Annotated in this window: 14 protein-coding genes and 1 tRNA gene; 3 read left to right on the top strand and 12 right to left on the bottom strand. The window is 54.9% G+C overall.

Annotated elements, in window-relative coordinates; genetic code table 11:
- Positions 1-44: 44 nt before the first annotated feature.
- From HMPREF2756_RS04950 to HMPREF2756_RS04960, 3 genes are all read right to left on the bottom strand, one after another.
- A complete protein-coding gene (locus HMPREF2756_RS04950) occupies positions 45-1,391 on the bottom strand; it encodes an AI-2E family transporter (protein WP_070618928.1) in 1,347 nt (448 codons plus the stop codon).
- Between the two features lie 148 nt (positions 1,392-1,539).
- Complete coding sequence (locus HMPREF2756_RS04955; protein ID WP_004006077.1) at positions 1,540-2,502, bottom strand: Bax inhibitor-1/YccA family protein; 963 nt, start codon at positions 2,500-2,502, stop codon at positions 1,540-1,542.
- A gap of 193 nt (positions 2,503-2,695) precedes the next feature.
- Entirely contained in the window at positions 2,696-3,913 is a 1,218-nt protein-coding gene (locus HMPREF2756_RS04960; RefSeq protein ID WP_070618931.1) for an MFS transporter, read from the bottom strand.
- A gap of 101 nt (positions 3,914-4,014) precedes the next feature.
- On the opposite strand from HMPREF2756_RS04960, the gene HMPREF2756_RS04965 reads away from it, so the two are divergent.
- Positions 4,015-4,623, top strand: a complete 609-nt coding sequence (locus HMPREF2756_RS04965) for a TetR/AcrR family transcriptional regulator (protein WP_070618934.1) — start codon at positions 4,015-4,017, stop codon at positions 4,621-4,623.
- Positions 4,624-4,646: 23 nt separating this feature from the next.
- Here the strand turns inward: HMPREF2756_RS04965 and HMPREF2756_RS04970 are convergent, their stop codons facing one another.
- Complete coding sequence (locus HMPREF2756_RS04970) at positions 4,647-5,549, bottom strand: Cof-type HAD-IIB family hydrolase (protein ID WP_070618937.1); 903 nt, start codon at positions 5,547-5,549, stop codon at positions 4,647-4,649.
- Positions 5,550-5,777: 228 nt separating this feature from the next.
- Between HMPREF2756_RS04970 and HMPREF2756_RS04975 the strand changes: the two genes are divergently transcribed.
- The gene (locus HMPREF2756_RS04975; protein WP_246825847.1) at positions 5,778-6,965 is read left to right on the top strand and encodes a GmrSD restriction endonuclease domain-containing protein; all 1,188 of its coding nucleotides are present in this window, start codon (positions 5,778-5,780) and stop codon (positions 6,963-6,965) included.
- 233 nt (positions 6,966-7,198) lie between these two features.
- The gene (locus HMPREF2756_RS04980) at positions 7,199-7,621 is read left to right on the top strand and encodes a DoxX family protein (protein ID WP_070523281.1); all 423 of its coding nucleotides are present in this window, start codon (positions 7,199-7,201) and stop codon (positions 7,619-7,621) included.
- A 215-nt stretch (positions 7,622-7,836) separates the two neighbouring features.
- Here HMPREF2756_RS04980 and HMPREF2756_RS04985 read toward each other — a convergent pair.
- From HMPREF2756_RS04985 to HMPREF2756_RS05025, 8 genes are all read right to left on the bottom strand, one after another.
- Positions 7,837-7,910, bottom strand: a tRNA-Leu gene (locus HMPREF2756_RS04985).
- Positions 7,911-7,980: 70 nt separating this feature from the next.
- On the bottom strand, positions 7,981-9,363 hold the full coding sequence (locus HMPREF2756_RS04990) for an NAD(P)/FAD-dependent oxidoreductase (RefSeq protein ID WP_048754431.1): 1,383 nt from the start codon (positions 9,361-9,363) through the stop codon (positions 7,981-7,983).
- A gap of 453 nt (positions 9,364-9,816) precedes the next feature.
- Positions 9,817-12,414, bottom strand: coding sequence for a S8 family serine peptidase (locus HMPREF2756_RS04995; protein ID WP_070618940.1), 2,598 nt, complete (start codon positions 12,412-12,414; stop codon positions 9,817-9,819).
- Between the two features lie 40 nt (positions 12,415-12,454).
- Positions 12,455-13,411: a Ppx/GppA phosphatase family protein gene (locus tag HMPREF2756_RS05000; RefSeq protein WP_070618943.1), complete on the bottom strand. Its 957-nt coding sequence runs from the start codon at positions 13,409-13,411 to the stop codon at positions 12,455-12,457.
- 141 nt (positions 13,412-13,552) lie between these two features.
- Positions 13,553-14,140, bottom strand: a complete 588-nt coding sequence (locus HMPREF2756_RS05005) for a DUF501 domain-containing protein (RefSeq protein WP_070522800.1) — start codon at positions 14,138-14,140, stop codon at positions 13,553-13,555.
- A 72-nt stretch (positions 14,141-14,212) separates the two neighbouring features.
- Positions 14,213-15,139: an FtsB family cell division protein gene (locus HMPREF2756_RS11460; RefSeq protein WP_246825848.1), complete on the bottom strand. Its 927-nt coding sequence runs from the start codon at positions 15,137-15,139 to the stop codon at positions 14,213-14,215.
- A 320-nt stretch (positions 15,140-15,459) separates the two neighbouring features.
- Positions 15,460-16,743, bottom strand: a complete 1,284-nt coding sequence (gene eno / locus HMPREF2756_RS05020; protein WP_004006066.1) for a phosphopyruvate hydratase — start codon at positions 16,741-16,743, stop codon at positions 15,460-15,462.
- Between the two features lie 458 nt (positions 16,744-17,201).
- Positions 17,202-17,906 (bottom strand): nucleoside triphosphate pyrophosphohydrolase, encoded by a 705-nt coding sequence (locus HMPREF2756_RS05025; RefSeq protein WP_070618948.1) that lies wholly within the window; start codon positions 17,904-17,906, stop codon positions 17,202-17,204.
- Positions 17,907-17,918: the final 12 nt, after the last annotated feature.

Consider the following 17,918-nt stretch of genomic DNA (forward strand, 5'->3'; position numbering starts at 1 on the left):
CGTTGTTCATCTCACGCGGGCTTTTCTAGAGGGAAACTGCACGATTACATATCGGCTTTGGAAGGCGAGACAGTTTTAGTCACCTGTGCAGAGCTAGTCTCAGGTACGGCGCCTTCGGAATCGTCCTCACCACGAATCACTCCCCGCGCCTGCGCAACAGATTTCTGTACTTTTTCTTCACGCTTCTTTGATTTCTCACGGCGCTCAATCTCATGCGGGAAGAGGAACTCTTCACGGCGCAACTCCGGGTCATCCTCCCACTGCCGTGCAGCCAAGTAGCGCACAACCGAATTCACAACGGCGAGCACGGGAACCGCAAAAAGCGCACCCGCTGCACCGAAAATCATGGAGCCGCCTGCCACCGCAAAAATCACGGCGAGCGGATGCAGCGAGACCGCTTTTCCCATGATGAGCGGCTGCAGAATATGCGATTCGAGCTGCTGTACCAAAAGCACAATGCCGATCATAATAAGTGCCTGAATCGGTCCCAAAGCTACCAGTGCCAGTAGGACGGCGACAGCCCCAGAAATAAGGGCGCCGATAACCGGGATGAAAGACCCTAAGAAAACCAGAACGCCCAGCGGAATCGCCAGCGGAACCCCCAAAATGGCGGCACCAACACCAATGCCCACAGCATCAATAGCGGCCACCAAGATCTGCACCCGCACATACGCGCCCAAAGACTTCCACCCTGCGCGACCCGCGCCGTTCACCGCATCACGTGACTGTTTCGGGAAGAGCTTGACGATAAACAGCCAGATGCGCTCTCCCTCCATCAGGAAGAAGACGAGGGTAAAAAGAGTAATAAGCACGCCGGTGGCAAACTCCGCAGCGGTAGAACCAACCTCTGATACGCTCCGCAAAACGGTTGAGGGGTTATTGCTTACCGCCTGTTCTATCTGATGAAGAATCTGGTTAAGCTGATCAGCGCCCAGCTCATACCCCATGCTCTTAAGCCAGTCCACGAGCTGCTGATACCCTTGAATGGCGTTGTTGGTAAGCGAGACAAACCCCCGCACAAGCTGCTGCCCGGTAAGGGCCAGTAAAGCGGCAATTCCTAAAATCATGCCAAGTTCGGCAATAGCGGTCGCACCGCCAGCACGAATACCGTGCTTACGCATAGCGTAGACGGCGGGGCCTAGAAGCGCAGCCAAAAGCGCAGCCACCATCGCCGAAATAATCAGCAGAGACACCTTTGAAAGCCCCTGCCATACAAGCCACACGGCACCGACCACCACGATCAGACGCCATGACCATGCCGCTGCGGTATTAAGAGCGTAGGGTACGCCGGTACGGGCTAATTTCTGTGCCCGCGCATCCTGTTCGCTCTCCCCTGCCGTTAAGTTTTGATGCGTGCTGCCGGTGTTCTGTCCGGCTACGGATTCGCTCACTCAAATCTCCTGAAAAGTCGGTGCTATAGAAATCGTCTCTCGCCCATGCCGTTGCTGCGGCATATAGTTATTCCGCAAGTCTAGCAGGCTCAAAACAAAGAATCGGCGGCACCCACCGGTTGTGAATACCGCCGTATCCTCAATACTGTTAGTCCCTGTTGACCATTTCGTTGATGTACATGAGAATACGCAGAATCTCAATGTACAGCCAGACCAGCGATGCGGTCAGGCCGAATGCCAAACGCCACGACTCGCGCTCGGGAAGACCTGCTTCCACCGCCTCGGCAGTGTTGGTGAAGTCCAGCAGAAGCGAGTAGGTTGCCATAGCAACAGTAAATAGCCCCACAATCAGGCCCAGCGGAATACCGCCGATGCTCAAGCTGCCCAGGGGCGAACCAAACAGACCCGCACCAAGCCAGGAAACAATGCCGTAGATCAGGTAAGCGAACATGCCGATCATGAAGATCTTGGTCATCTTCGGGGTAGCACGGATCTTACCGTTTGCGAAGAGAGCCAAGGTAAGACCGGCGACAATCACGCTAGCCAGCAAAGCCTGAATAGCGATACCCGGGTAGCTCTTATTGAGCAGACCGGATATACCACCCAAAAGCAGACCTTCGGACACGGAGTACAGCATAACCAGAGCCGGGGAAACCTTACGCTTGACGGCGTTAACGATACCCAGGATCAGACCTGCGATAAGTCCCACGAACATGAGGTAGGGCAGATACCAGGAAACTGCGGCACCGAGCACCACAAGAGCCAGGTTCAGACCGGTCTTCATGATCACGTCGTTCATGGTGAGGCGGTCGCCCTCGGCAACGGGAGCATAGCCGGGCTGTGCATACGGATCGTACTGCGCCTGCTGGTACTGGTCATAGTTCGCTTGCTGCGGCTGAGCATAAGGCTGCTCGTACTGAGCATACTGGTTCGGCTGCGGCTGACCATAACCGTAGGTCTGCTGACCGTACTGCTGCGGTTCACTGGAGTAGTTCGGCTGTGCCTGATACTGACCCTGCGACGAGGAACCACCCGCACCAAAACGCCCGAAACGGGGATCGCCTTGCCTATTTTGCTTGGCGATTGAATTAATAAACGGGTTACCCGCCATCATTCTCTCCTTCGGTGAGATTTACAAAGAGTTTCTCAATATTCTATCGAATTCTGAGAAATTCCGGGGATTATTCCTCCATAAAAGCTCATATTCCAGGGTAATTTTGAGGTGCCATCATGTCTTTTTCACCCTAAGCTGTACTCCCCCACAGTTTAAGACTTCTGCAGGCTCTCAAAATTATGGATCTCACTCAAACTAGCCAGTTGTTGATTCGCGAAGCGGCCGCGAGTGAAAGCAAAGCCAGAATCAGGAAGCCCACCAGCAAAAGTATGAGAGTGGTGAACGCCAAGGGGAAAGCGCCAATAACAGGTCCCAGGCTTGCTCCCGCAAACAGAACAAAACCGTTAAGCGCCATGCCGCTGGCACGATGCGGCACCGCTGCATCGCCATAGAGAGTAATCATCGAGGGAATTGCTAAAGCAACACCCGCAACATAGATGAGGCTGCATATGACGATGCCAGCAAGTACCTGTGCGCACAGTACCCCGCCCAGCAGTCCAAGAACAGATAAAACGTATCCAAGCTGCGCCACGCAAAGAACCCCATATTTTTTCGCATAAGAACCCGCATAAAGGCTTATCAGCATTGCCGGAAAGGCAGCAAGACGCACCCAAACAATGCCAGATGCCGCAACTCCCAGGGTTTCAAGATGCCGCCCAAGCCCCGTATATAAGGCTACAAAGACGAAAAGAAGGGTTATATGGGCAAGACCGTACAAGAGGAAAATAGGCTTGGCACATAAGGAGCCGAGGGTCACGTATTGTTTCCACAACGATGTCGTTTGTCCAGTGCGGGGGCGCTCAAGCATCGTACATAGAACTAGGGAAACGGTTCCGATAAAAATAAGACCGCACAGCCCGAAGAACCATCGCCAGCCAAGGCTCAGGGCAATAATAGAGGCGAGTACTTGCCCGAAAATTCCAGCCGCTAAGAACGCAGTGGACATTGCACCGATAGTTCGGGGGCGATCGGCGGGCAGTACAGATTCCGTGAGATACGCCAGGGCGACAGGTGCGAATCCAGCGGCAGTCATACCTTGGCAAGTCCGAAGAATAGCGAGCACGCCGAGCGTAGGAGCGAAGGCGCATCCAAAAGTGGCTAGGGTAAGCACGCTCAGGGAGATTACTATAACCCTTTTTCGTCCGTAACGATCCGAAACCGGTCCCCAGATCAGGAACCCCACAGCATAGGCAAGACTGAAACACAGTGACAAGGCGAACGTTGCATCAGTTCGAAAGGTAGACGAAACCGGGGCAAGTAGCGGTATAGAAGCGTATAGCTGCGCCAGAATAAACAGCGCCGTAGATACCAGAATTGCTACTGCAGTCCGTGTAGCAGGATATTCTTCGGAGACTGAAGACACCGATGCAGTGGTGCTTGTTGTCGTGTTCTCTGCATGGTAATACATGAGTAAACTCCAATCCAACGGAAGCGTTGGAATTAACCCTAGTACCATTAAGACGTAAATTGCAACCATAACGTTGGAACTATCGAAAGAGGGTATTACAGATGATGGCTTGGGATACCGAAAGTACGAAACAAAAGATCAAAGATGCGGCTCTCGCCGAATTTACCGCACATGGCCCCGATGGGACGACCGTGGAGCGTATCGCCAAGAGGGCGAAGGTCAATAAGGAGCGTATCTACAACTATTTCGGAAATAAACAAGAGCTCTTCAGGGGCATTCTGTGCGAAGAGCTCGAACAAATCGCCCAAACCGTTGGTCTCACGTCATTTGCCTCAGAAGATATTGGTGATTACGCCGGACGCATGTACGACTACCACCGTGAACATCCCGATCTAATGCGTCTGCTGCGCTGGGAATCCCTCACAATTGATGGTGAAGTCCCCCATGAGAAATACAGGCGCGGTCACTACACCTTCAAAGCGAATGCGGTGCGCGCTGGGCAAGAGGCAGGTTCCGTCACGGACGATATAGACGCCGCCTATCTTGTACTTTTTATTCTCGCTATCGTGGGGTGGTGGTCGGCTATGCCGCAGGTATCTCGCATGCTCTGCGGCGAACCGACCGAAGAGGAACACCGCAAACGTCGCGCCGCCGTAGTGGAGGCAGCGCGGAGGCTAGGGCGCCCACATTGCAAGTCGGATAAGAGCTAAACTCCTTTATTGGTACGGGGGGCTTACCCGTCTAATTCGTCGAGCATGCTCTCTAAATAGTCGAGCACCGCACCGTCATTATGCGAGCCGATCACCCGCTGAGACACAGTCTTGAGCTCGCCTGAAGCGTGGGCCATTGCCACACCGGTACCGGCGAACGAGAGCATCTCAAGATCGTTATCGCTATCGCCAAAGGCTACTATCTGAGTAGGGGTTATCCGCAAACGATCACACAGGTCTTTCAGCCCCGTTGCCTTATTCACACCGGCACGCACCAGGTCGATTGCACCGAAACCACTAACGAGCGGGGTTACCGTCTGCGGCAGGGTACGCCGTAACTGTGCTGTAGCATCCGGCAGATCCCGATGCGTTACTTGCAGAGAAAATTTGATGGGAACACCACGCACCTGCTCGTAAGAGCTAATACGCTCGGTTCCGGGATAAAACATACTGGCAAAAGCGAAGGGATCAATATTCTGCGGCAACGGCTTACCCTGCACCTCAAAATAGTCCCGGATAATGTTCATAACCGCTTTTTCGCGGTTTTCCAGTATAAAGCTGCTCTCTGCCGTACACACAACGATCCCAAGCTGAGGCATACCGTTCAGTATCTCGTACACACGCGGCAGATCCTCGGCAGCAAAATGATGCACCGCAAGTTCCCCGGAATCATCCGCTACATAGGCACCATTTTCTGCGATATAAATAATGTCTCGATGTTCAAAACCATGCATATACTGGCATAATTTCGTGTAGGTATTTCCGCTTGCCACCACAAAATAAATTCCATGCCGAGACAAGCGGGTTAGGATTCTCTCAAAACGCTCAACATCGAACGTCTTATCATCATTCAGGAAAGTACCATCCATGTCTACGGCAACCATACGCACGGGCTTGTTGCTGCGGTTTTCCTGCTGTGTGGGCATTGGGGTTCCTCTAATAATCGGCATGTACAAAGGCTACGTTTATAAACACAAGCTGACTGTACGCGGGAGAGAATATCGTTCTGCTCCGCACATTTCTCCATTCATTTTAGTTTCTTTATATACACAAATCGTGTGACATCACCAAAAATTCCCCCTTTACGGGCGTTTTCTTTCTATACTGTGAAAAGCATTCACTCTATGCACACATACAATCTCTAGGAATCATTGATGTTAAAAATACTGTCATCGCGCTCTGGTGCGCATGTCTTTTGGACCTCTGCATCAGGTCAAGGGCATTCCTTGAAACTCGGCACAAGATTTTCCGCAGCTTTTCTAGCCCTAGGACTTGCGCTGAGCGGATGCTCCTCTGAAACTATCACAATTTCTGAGTCAACCGTCTCTGCGCCCAGCACCCCCTCAGCGAACTCGGTAGCTGAACATTCTTCTACTTCTTCACAAAGCGCAGAGGCCTCACAGCAACCCACGGTTTCCGCGCAGGAATCGGAACAAACACCCACCGTGACTGAGGTAGGTGAATCACCTGAAGAGAATAATGCCGATACTTCGACGGCTCATCCGGGTTCCCAAATTCGCCCCGGAACCGTCACTATCGTCAATCCCGATACCAGCTCCGTTGAGCCTCAAGGAACGGCGCCTATAGGATCTGACGAGGCTAGTGAGGCCCTGCGCATCCTCAATACCCTTCCCGTTAAAGGCCGCGCCCCTAAGACCGGGTACTCCCGTGCCCAATTCGGAGATGCCTGGAGCGATATCGACCATAACGGATGCGATACCCGCAATGACATTCTCAACCGGGATCTCACCGCAAAACAGCATAAAAACTCTCGCGGATGCGTGGTGATATCGGGCATTCTTAACGATCCTTACACCGGGAAGGTCATCAATTTCATGCGTGGGAAAGATACCTCGGAGCAGGTTCAGATCGACCACGTTGTGGCACTTTCTGATGCCTGGCAGTCGGGCGCTCAGGAGATTTCGGCTCAAGAACGCTTACAACTCGCCAATGATCCCGAAAACCTTCTGGCAGTTGATGGCCCTGCGAATCAGCAGAAAAGCGATTCGGATGCCGCCACCTGGCTGCCAGCAAACGCATCGTTCCGCTGCTCTTATGTGGCACGTCAGATTCGGGTGAAAGCTAAGTACCACCTGTGGGTCAAACCAGCCGAAAAAGAGGCTATGATCAACGTTCTTACACCCTGCGCAGGAGCCGCAGCGAAGCCTGCTCCTGTGCCCCAGGTGGATACGCCTCCCGCACAGAACCCCGCCCCGGCTTTGGCATTTCAAACCTGCGCTGATGCCCGTGCTGCGGGATATCGTAATATGCACCGCGGTGCACCGGGGTATTCCGACCATCTTGATCGTGACGGTGACGGCATAGCATGCGAGTCACGCTAAGTCTCTGAGCCTTACCTCCGTCTACACTCACCTACAGATACACATACCCCCGCCCTGACAAGCAGTAAGGGCGGGGGTTTACTGTCACAATTCTTCATCTTGAGGTCCATATAGACTCTTTAAGAGTGCAGCATCACGCCGAACCTGTGTTTAAGCTGTGTAGAACCTATGTAAAAAAGATTTATAGATGTTTACCTTTGTTTGATAAAACTTTACCTGACAACCTTGTAGTCATGAAGAATGAAATAACTAAATCTGTTGGCACCCTAATTTTCCGCGTAGCGCTGGGCTTCACCTTTGTCATGCACGGTTTCCAGAAGGCATTCCTGATCGGTCCCGCAGCAGAAGGTGCAGCGTTCGCCAAAATGGGTATTCCTGCACCCGAGCTTTCGGCGTACTTTACCATTGGTGCCGAGCTTATTGGCGGAGCTCTCTTGATCCTTGGTTTAGGAACTCGTTTTGCGGCCGCCGCCATCGCAATCGCTATGGCAGGTGCTTTTATTTTTGTTCACATCAACGACCCCTTCATCACCGATCAGAAGACCGGCGCAGGCTTCGAGTACGTTTTCGTCTTGGGCATGGCAGCTATCATGTTCATTCTAACCGGTGGAGGCAGGTACTCACTAGATTCGTTCTTCAGTCGCAATAAGGCTTAACCGCCTGAGCATTCTTCCAGAACGTATCTATCACTCATTCGTCTACCCACCCGGAAGGCACCGTCGTCGCGACGGTGCCTTCTTTATATACCGTGGATTCTCCCCTACCCAGCGATCCCATGATTCTCATAAGGTAGAGATACACTCGCCTCCCAAGGCATACAAATAGCCCGTCGCATCCGAATACACATTGGATGCGACGGGCTATTATAGTGTGCCCCCAGTGGGACTCGAACCCACACTGGACGGATTTTAAGTCCGCTGCCTCTGCCAATTGGGCTATAGGGGCAAAGTCTAAACCCGCAAGACCATTACTAAGAATAGCATTAGTTTGCGGGTTTCGACGCTATTAGGCTCGTTTAGAGCTTTGCCTTAGTCTTCGCCGGTGCCGTTCCGGTGGCCTCTTGGAAAGCGAGACGCGGGGAACGTTGGTGGCGAATCGTCGTGGTGTCACGGCCAAAGAGCTGGTTGAGTGCCCAGGTCGTCATAACGCGCACAGTACGCTCGGTCGTGGGGATTGCAGAACCGTGGTAGCCGCGGTGCATAATCCATGCGAGCGGACCTGCAAGAGTCTTGCCCTTGAAGTTTGCAACGCCCTTCCACAGACCTAGTCCGGCAACCACACCGATGGTCTCGTGGTAGTAGTCGGTCAGAGGCTCGCCGCGGCGTGATGCCAGAATATTCTTGGCGAGAACCAAAGCCTGACGAGATGCGTGCTGTGCGTTTGGTACGCAGAAGCCGCCCACGCCGCCTCCGGAAAGGTCGGGAACGGCAGCGTTATCGCCAGCCGCCCAAGCGCCCTCAACCACACCATTATCGCCAGCCACACGCAAATCTGCGTTCACGCGAACGCGACCGCGTTCGTCGATCGGGAAGTCAGTGTTCTTGAGCATCGGCGATGCAGCAACACCAGCAGTCCAAATGAGCGTATCGGTATCCATCTCACCAGCGGGCGACTTATCTGTCATGTTGATGAGCTGCAGGTGACCGTCGGTAGCGTCCGAGAGGGAGGTATTGAGCAGAACCTCAATGCCGCGAGCGCGAAGCTCAGCCACAACCTTCTCGGCACGGTCTTCTGGAACCTCTGGCATGATGCGCGGTGCAGCTTCGATCATCACGAAGCGCAGGTCGGATACGCTCAAACGGTCGTTACGATTAACAGCTTCGCGAGCCATGTCTTCCAGTTCGGAGATGGTCTCAACACCGGCGAAACCGCCGCCTACGACGACGACGGTCAGGGCGCGGCGGCGAGCATCGGGGTCATCCAGTACGGAGGCAACCTCAATACGTTCCAGCACCCAGTTACGCACGGAGACGGCTTCTTCGACAGTCTTCATGCCGATAGCAACTTCGGCAAGACCGGGGATTGGGAAAGCACGGGTCACGGCACCAGCGCCGAGAATGATCTCATCATATTTCAGATCGAAGGGTTCGCCATTGTCGATGGGTTCAACCGTAGCGGTACGCTCTGCATGGTTAACGGAGACAACATGCCCGGGAATCAACTCGGTATCGCGCAGGTGCTGGCGGAGCGGAACGGTAGCGTTACGGCCTTCCATCGAACCCGCAGCGACTTCGGGCAGGAACGGCTGGTAAGTCATATAGGGGTTGGGCTCTACGATGGTTACCACGCCACCGGTTTGTTTGATAGCCTTCTGGATTTTCTTGGCGACGGTAAAGCCTACGTAGCCACCACCGACAATAAGAATACGGGGACGATCCTGTGCCTTATGAAACGACATATATTGCTACTTCCTAGATTTTGTTTACCCGCTGCGCTTTAGCGCGCGAGCATTCAATGATACGTTCACATGCGCTTCCCAGGGTGCAGGATACATGGACATGTGAACGAACAGAAACTCTTAAGCTTTCTCCGTAAGCCCCGATGTTCGGTGCCGCAAACGCGAAAACACTATTTTTCCTGCATGTTGTATACCACTATTTTACGCGTTTATCCCGAGGAAAACACATTTATGTAGGCATACGAAGTAAAGAAAACCGCCCTTGGATGATAACGTTTCGCATTTATGCGCCGAGGTTTTGCCCCGTCAGCGGGGTTGCGTTCCGCATCATGTAGCGCGTCCTTAGGGTGTTTTAAACCTTTGCTCTACCCACAGACCAGGTGTTAGGAGTCACGAAGTTTTCTTCCACATTTTTATCGGAAATGTTTATTAACTGCGTGCTTTTCACTATCACTAGGAGGAGCTAGGATTCCGTGGCTCAGGTTCGTGAGCCGATGAAGGCTCTGGAATACCAGATTCCGGCGCGGCGGGTATTGAGGAACGCCCCGAAGCGGCACCCTGAGGACGTAGGCGCGACGAGTTAGCCGTCTTCTTGCGCGGCGTGCCAGTATTATGTTTCTTCTGGGCGGAAGCGACCTTTCGCGGTGCTGAAGCCGGGCGACTGTCCTGCCCCGTAGGATTCTGTACGGATGCTGAACTCGCTGCCTCGTCAGGAACATCTGGAACACCTGTTTGCGGAACTTGGCGCTTAATCCCGGAAATATGAGGCAGACGAGGTTTCCGATGCGGAGGTAACGGACCCCTACTTAAACGGTGGGCTCGATGCTGTGCCGTACCGTTCTTCTGAGCGGGTTGGTGCGAAGCTTTCCCGATCGTATCTGCCGATACCTGTGACGCTTCAGGATCGGAGGATTCCTGCACTACGGTCGAGTCCTTAACCGGCTCGGCGGCGGGACTCTGCGGGGTGCGAGATACGCCCTCGCTCTGAGCTACAGTCTGAGCCAGGGCAGGTTTTTCTGATTCCTGAGGTTCAGGTGCGGCGGGCTTTTGCTCGGGCGCAGGCACATTCTCCTGGTCCGCCGGTTGAGTCGCTTTCGCGGGTGCGGCAGGAGTCTGCGCTACCGTATTGTGCTGGTCGGTCTGCTGAGACTCTGCCGGTTTCTGCGTCTGAGGTAATGGTTGTCCTGTAGCCACCGTTGACTGTTCAGCCACGCTTGATGCTGATGCCGCAGGTTGTACTGCGCCGACGTTCTGTGCCGAGTCAACATTGTGCTCCGTTGTGCCAACGTTCTGCACGGTGGCAGGAGGCTGCGTGGGCACGGCGTTCTGCTCGGTACCCGCTGCGACTGCGCTCTTTTGACCCGTAGGTGCATCCTGTTGTTTATCTAGGCTCTGATCCGCCGCGGGGTGGGGATCGAGGGTGGAGGGCGCCGACGGCATCGCGACTGCGGCGTCTGGTGCCGGGGAGGGAATAGAGACAGGTGCAACCTGTGTTTGTGCCTGCGCAGCAGTCTCAGGTTCGGGGCTCTGGGGCGCGCTGGCAGCGGGCGACTGAATGGCAGGAGCGACCGGAGCAGGAGCATCCGGAACAGCAACCGAAGCTGCGGAGGGCTTGGAATGTGAAGCTTGCTTTGGCTCACCGTGCCCGTGCAGATGAGGATGCGGCACTACATCGCGCACATTAACGTGCAAGCGATGCAGACGACGAACGCTGCGTACCGTGAGCAGCCCCAAAATGACAAAGAGAGCCCCCACGATGATAAACGGCAAAAATCCGCGGTCCTCAACCGGGCGGCTGGGCTCTGGGATCTTCGCCTTAACGATAGTCTCGCCTTCTTCATGCACCGGTGTGGCCGAAGCATCGGCGGGAGTTGGCGCAGGCACCTCTTGACGGCGGTGCACTGCAATCCATGCCTTCAGCGACCCTAGCGGATTCTCCGTAGCATCCTGCGGGGTTGAAGGGTCCAGAGCCATCAGCGGATTTATGATGCCAAACCCGTACACCGGGTCACGCCCGGCAGCGCCAGTGTCGTCGGCGCTTTCAGTAATACGCTGAATAATCTGAGCCGCACTCAGATTGGGGTATTTAGACTTAATCAATGCCGCAAGACCGGAAACCAGCGGAGCGGATGCCGAAGACCCCGACCATATCATGTACTTATTCCCCGGTGCGGCAGCAATCATATCATTGCTCGGTGCCGTCACGCCAATAGAAATGCCCTGAGTCGAAGAGCCTTTGGAAGCCTCACGCTGACGGTCCACGCCGCCAACCGTCAGTACACCCGGAATAGTCGCCGGGGCACCCACCTGGGTAATACCGCTGCCACGGTTACCGGCGGATGCTACGACGACCACGCCCTTCTCTTCGGCGTAGGCAAAAGCATCGTCCCAGCTCTTGGGCCAGGTCGTCTTATTCGAGCCGATAGAAAGATTGATGACCTGCGCGCCATGATCTACCGCATAACGCACGGCGGCGGGAATCTGCTCATCAATACTTTTCTCAGCATTTGAGACCATGTTAAGGGAGATAGGCAGAATCTTGGCATCCGGCGCCACGCCGATAACGCCCGCAGGTTTACCAGGCTGACCGGCAATCTTAGGAATACCGGAAACATTATGACCGTGACCGGCAATCAGGGATGCAACTTCGGTGCCGTGCATGGGTTCTACACCCAGCCCCTGCCAACCGTTAGGAGAGCCCTCGCCAGAAGCGTCATAACCCTCCAGCACGTTATCTACGAGATCCGGGTGGGTGCCGTCGACGCCGGTGTCAATGACGGCAACCGTCACGCCCGATCCCGTCGATTGTTTCCACGCATCCACAATCCTGTAGTCGGTAAGCCAATATTCGTGCTGACGAACGTCGTCCTTACCTAGAACGGCGGCTTCAGCGGGAGTGAGCGTTATAGGGGTTGGTGAGGCCGTCGGAGCGGCAGATGCAGGAGCTCCGGACAGGGCTAAACCGGTCGCGAGCGCCCCGCATCCGAGAAGCGCTACGACCCGACGTATGCTTGTGCGCGTCATCGTGACGATGTGGTTGGAACGCGTCATACCTGTGTACCTACCGTCGTTGGGTGTTAGTTGTACATGCTTAACGTACCTGGGATAGTGCTATGCCGTCCAGAATGTCATGTTCGCTCACCGTCACAGAATCGATGTTTCCTTCGGTGATCTCACGCAGACGAGTCATGATACGGGCGTAAATGGTAGCCCCGGCGCCAATAACATCAACCCGACCGGGGTGCATATACCCCAGCGCGGCGCGCTCCTCGCGGGTCATAGAGCGCAGCATCTCTGCCGTTTTCTGCACCGTATCTACAGAGATGGAAGAACCGTTAATAACCTCGGAATCATAGGTCTTTAGCCCCAATGCTGCGGCGGCGATCGTGGTTGCAGTACCGGCAACGGCAACGGCCCGGGTAGCCTTTTCGAGAGGAACGCTCTGCAATACGCTGTCGATTGCCGCATCGGTGTCAGCTTCAACACGTTGAATCTGATCCGGGGTTGCAGGGGCAGATGCCATGTGCCGTTCGGTCAGGCGCACACACCCGATATTTACGCTTCTTGCCGCCTGCACGCCGTCTTCGGTCCCAAGTACGAATTCGGTAGACCCGCCGCCCAGGTCAAAGACTACGGTCTTAGACTCATCGGCACCGACCGCCAGTACGGCGCCCGCAAACGACAGTTCCGCCTCTTCGTCGCCGGTAATCACCTCGGGTTCAATACCCAGAATGTCACGAATACCATCCATAAAAACCTGACGGTTTCCGGCATCGCGGGTGGCACTCGTCGCCACGAAACGAAGCTTCTTGACCTTGTGTTTACGCAAAAGTTTTGCGTATTCCCGCGTTGCTTCAAAAGTGCGGTCCAAGGCCTCTTGAGCAAGCCATCCAGTGGCATCAACCCCCTGCCCCAGGCGGACGATACGCATCTGCCGCACCACGTCGTTGAGACGGGTTACCGTGCGACCGTTAACGGTTTCGGTGCTGGCGTCAGCGATCAGAAGACGGATAGAGTTGGTACCGCAGTCAATTGCGCCAACACGCATAATGGGCTCCAATCCACGCAAGGCGTGAGGTTCTAAAGTTATCTAGCCTGCCGCAGATTAATGCGTCGAGCTACTTACATATTAGGTGCCCGTACCGGTTACAGTGAACGGCACGGGCAAAGTTCTTAAAAATGGCTGAAATTAGGCATCCCGCCATGATGGTTCACATGCGCAAACCTGCGGGGTCCACCAATCGGCGATCTCATCCAGACCCCAGTCCCCCATAGGGTTAATGCCGCGGCCCACCGCCAGGGTGTGACCAATCACGGCATGCAGGCATTTGACGCGCGTGGGCATCCCGCCCGCCGAAATATTCTCAATTTCGGGCACCTCATCGGTTCCGCTGATCAAACGTATGCGCTCACGCTCGGCTAGGTAGTTTTCGTGTGCTAGGGTGTATCGGTTCGCAAGTTCGGTATCGGCCGCGAGCGCATCGGTCATCTCGTACATGAGGCCCCCCGCTTCCAGGCGGGATGCGGCCGCAGTAATCGCCGGATGCGCCAGGTAAAACACGGTTGGGAACGGGTTCCCGTTTGATAGCCTCGGCGCTGTAGCAGCAACGAGCGGGTTACCGCATACACAGCGTGCGGGAATCTCAATAACATCCCGCACAGTACGGCCCAACTGTGCTGAGAGCACTCGGATATCTTGGTCGGTGGGCGTCAAGGTTTCTACGGTAACGCCGAAACCCTGCGGGGCGCGGTTTTTGAGGTCTTCTACAGTGCTCATAGATCTTTCTTGAAGAATCGGTACGTCAGGTTTTATCGTACAGCACGGTTCACGTGTACAGCCGTACCGGCGTTACTTATCAGCAGGTTTAGGCGAAGGAGCCTTACCATCGTTCAGGGACCCCCAAAGTTTGTTCGTCCACGAATCTTCGGGAGCATTTTTCCCGGAGGCAGAGGTGCTGTCAGCCCGGCCGTCATCCGAATCTATACCGGTGACTGTATACGGGGTATCGCCCGGCGCCACATAGAATAGACGGCTGCGGGCCTGCTGGCGCACATAGTCGTCGTCTTGCCACCAGGTTTTCTCGGCTTGAAGCTGCACGTTTTCCTGTTTGAGCTCAGCAATGCGGGCGCGGGTAGTGTTAATTTCTCGCTGCTGATCAACATAGTTAGTCAGCGGGTATGCGGTACCCAGCAGGAGCACTGCGATCATAATAAGAATGCCCAAAAATTTTCCGCTAAAGCGATGTGCCGCGACGGGAGTCTCATAATTCTCATCGTCATCGTGTTCGCGGTGGATGCGGCGTTCACGTGCATCGCGTTCCCTATCGGTACGATGTGCCCGGGTACGGGCGCCGAAGAAGCTGTTAGCGGCGCGCATCCAGGCGGGACGCTGCAAATACGAGCGGTCTTCAACGGTTCGATGGTTTGCGGTGCTGTGGGGTTCCTTCGCCGCAGGTGCAGAATATTTGACGTTTGTGGACGTAGCCTGCCGCTCGTGTGCCTCACGATGCGCTGGCTGCGGGGGCGGCAGGGTGGCCTTCGAGCGCCGCGCAGTTGGCTTCTGCTGAGCCCGCTTATCTGCGGTGTTGGTCGTGCGGGATGAACCGGGTTTATGCGCCTTCTGCTTGCGGGCACGGGATTTACGGGCAGATGCTGGAGCATCGGAAAGACTTTCGCGCGCGGCGGCGGACTGGCTGCCACGTGATGTGCGACCTCGACGCGGTTCCTGCCCCGCCGGGCTTTTGCGTCGTTCACGTCCGTCGCGCTGAGCCATCATGTAGTTTCCTTCCCTGCCCCTAAGTCTTTGATTACCATTCTAAGCTACCGTGAACGTTCAGACGGAGTTATCCCCCGAAAAAGTGATATACCCGAATTATTGCTGGCACATTCCCCTAACCCCTAGGGAAAACTGAGCTGTTAGATTTGGAGGGATACATGTTCAAGAGCCATAAGCACGCCGTCGTTGTAGGCACCCTTATAGAGAGAGTCTACGAAGAAAAACAGGAGATAAAAAATCTGGTGCTCTCGCAGGTCATGGACCAGTCGAGAGCACCAGATTACAATGTATACGGTTCTAGCCGTCCGTATATTATCGCGTTACGCCTTCTTGAAGCGGGGGAATGCTGACTTGCCAGCGTAAACAGCGGCATCGCCCAGTTCTTCCTCAATGCGCAGCAGCTGGTTATACTTTGCCACGCGCTCGGAACGTGCGGGCGCGCCGGTCTTGATCTGACCCGCGTTAGTCGCCACAGCAAGGTCGGCAATGGTGACGTCCTCGGTCTCACCGGAACGGTGCGAAACCATGCAGCGGTATTCGTTGCGCTGTGCCAGTTCCATAGCATCCAGGGTCTCGGTGAGCGAACCGATCTGGTTGACCTTCACCAGCAGAGCGTTTGCCGCACCCTCGTTGATGCCCTTCTCAAGGCGCTCGGGGTTGGTCACGAATAGGTCGTCACCGACGATCTGAACCTTGTCGCCAATCTGCTCGGTCAGGGTCTTGTAGCCTGCCCAGTCGTTCTCGTCTAGCGGATCCTCAATGGAAACCAGCGGGTACTTCGCCACAAGATCAGCATAGTATGCGCTCATCTCTTCGGCGGACTTCTTCTGACCCTCGAAGTCATAGGCACCGTCATTGTAGAACTCGGAGGACGCAACATCCAGTGCGAGAGCAACCTGCTCGCCGGGCTTGTAGCCAGCCTTCTCGATTGCCTCGATAATGAGGTCAAGAGCCGCAGCGTTGGATTCAAGGTTCGGTGCGAAGCCGCCCTCATCACCCAAACCGGTGGAGAGACCACGGTCGTGCAGCACGGACTTGAGCGAGTGGTAGACCTCGACACCGGCGCGCAGCGCATCCGAGTAGTTCTCGAAACCGATGGGAGCAATCATGAACTCCTGAATGTCAACGTTGGAGTCTGCGTGAGAGCCACCGTTGAGGATGTTCATCATGGGAACGGGAAGCACGTGGGCGTTGGGGCCACCCAGGTACTTGTAGAGGGGAAGGTCTGCGGACTCTGCGGCTGCCTTAGCGACGGCCAGAGAAACACCCAGAATTGCGTTAGCGCCGAGTTTGCCCTTGTTGTTGGTGCCGTCCAGAGCAATCATGGTTGCATCAACAGTACGCTGATCAGCGGCGTCGATACCGATAATTTCTTCCGAAATCTCTTCAATAACAGATTTGACGGCACCCAGAACGCCTTTGCCTAGGTATACGGACTTGTCGCCATCGCGACGCTCGACTGCCTCCCACTCGCCGGTGGATGCGCCCGAAGGCACAGCGGCACGTGCGAAAGCACCATCTTCGAGCAGAACCTCAACCTCAACGGTCGGGTTGCCGCGGGAATCCAAAATCTGACGGGCGTGAACTGCGGTAATAACAGCCATGAAATTGCTCCTTAGAGAGTACAGGATATGACGGCTCGCTCCTGTGATGTTGGGCGAGTCCCGTTGCCCTAAATTTTACCAAAACTCCCACACAAACACACTAGTTACCACGGGATTTTTTGCGATTCCTGAGGGTATCCAACACCTTTAGTCCCTTGTAAACTCGCCTCTCAAAAGTCATTCCCCCTGTGGACGCAGCATGTCCTCGCACCGCAGGCACCAATTCGAACCCCAACCGATAACGACAAAGTTCTTTATCACACTCTACTAAAACGATTGAACATCTTTAGAGCCGGTTTCTACATCGCGCAACACAGGTGTGCAGTGCTTTATGTCCCACCCACGAATGTAACCAGTGGAGCTCTATTTCAGGGCATAAAACAGACACCTTTAGATGCGAAAGACTTTCGCATCTAAAGGTGTCTGATAGATACTCTTCAGCCTACGCGGCCACGAGGCTATTGGTTGTACTCAATAAACTTGCGGGTGTAAGTACGTAGGGCACGTTCCGCATCCAGCCCATTCTGACGCGCGCGGCACACAAGCGAAAAAAGTAGCTCACCGAATTCTTCCTCACTATAGGTAAAAGGAAGATCGTCGTCCAAGGAGGTAGGCTCCGGCGGAAGCACAATGTCGGCCTTGCGGGCCTTAGCAATCGTCTTCTCCGCTAGGGCCAGTGCAGGAAGATGAGGGGGAATGCCGTCAAGCGGACCTCGATCGGATTTCTCCGTCTTCTTAAGCTCATCCCAGAAAACCTGTTGTTCGGCGGCGGTCATCCGAGACTCGTCCGAAGAATCGCTGAAAACATTCGGGTGCCGATCGTGAAGTTTTGCGTCCAGATCCTCGATCACCTGCTCGATCGTAAAGCCGCCCGGTTCTGCCGCCGCAATATCGGCATGGAAGAGAACCTGAAGCAGAACATCGCCCAACTCTTCGCGTAGAAGCTGCAGGTTTGTACCCTCGGGTGCCTCGACAGCCTCCACGACCTCATAGGATTCCTCAATGAGGTATCGAATGAGGGACTGATGAGTCTGTTCGGCATCCCAGGGGCACCCGTCGGGGGCTCGCAGGGCTGCCATCGTCTGCACCAGACGCTCGAAGGCTTTCCCCGCGCGTGCGGCAACTTCAGCTACCGTTTTCTCAGAAACTCTATCTTCATTCACGGGCAGGCTTCT

The organism is Rothia sp. HMSC067H10 (genome assembly GCF_001810635.1).
In the GTDB taxonomy this organism is placed as follows: Bacteria; Actinomycetota; Actinomycetes; order Actinomycetales; family Micrococcaceae; genus Rothia; species Rothia dentocariosa.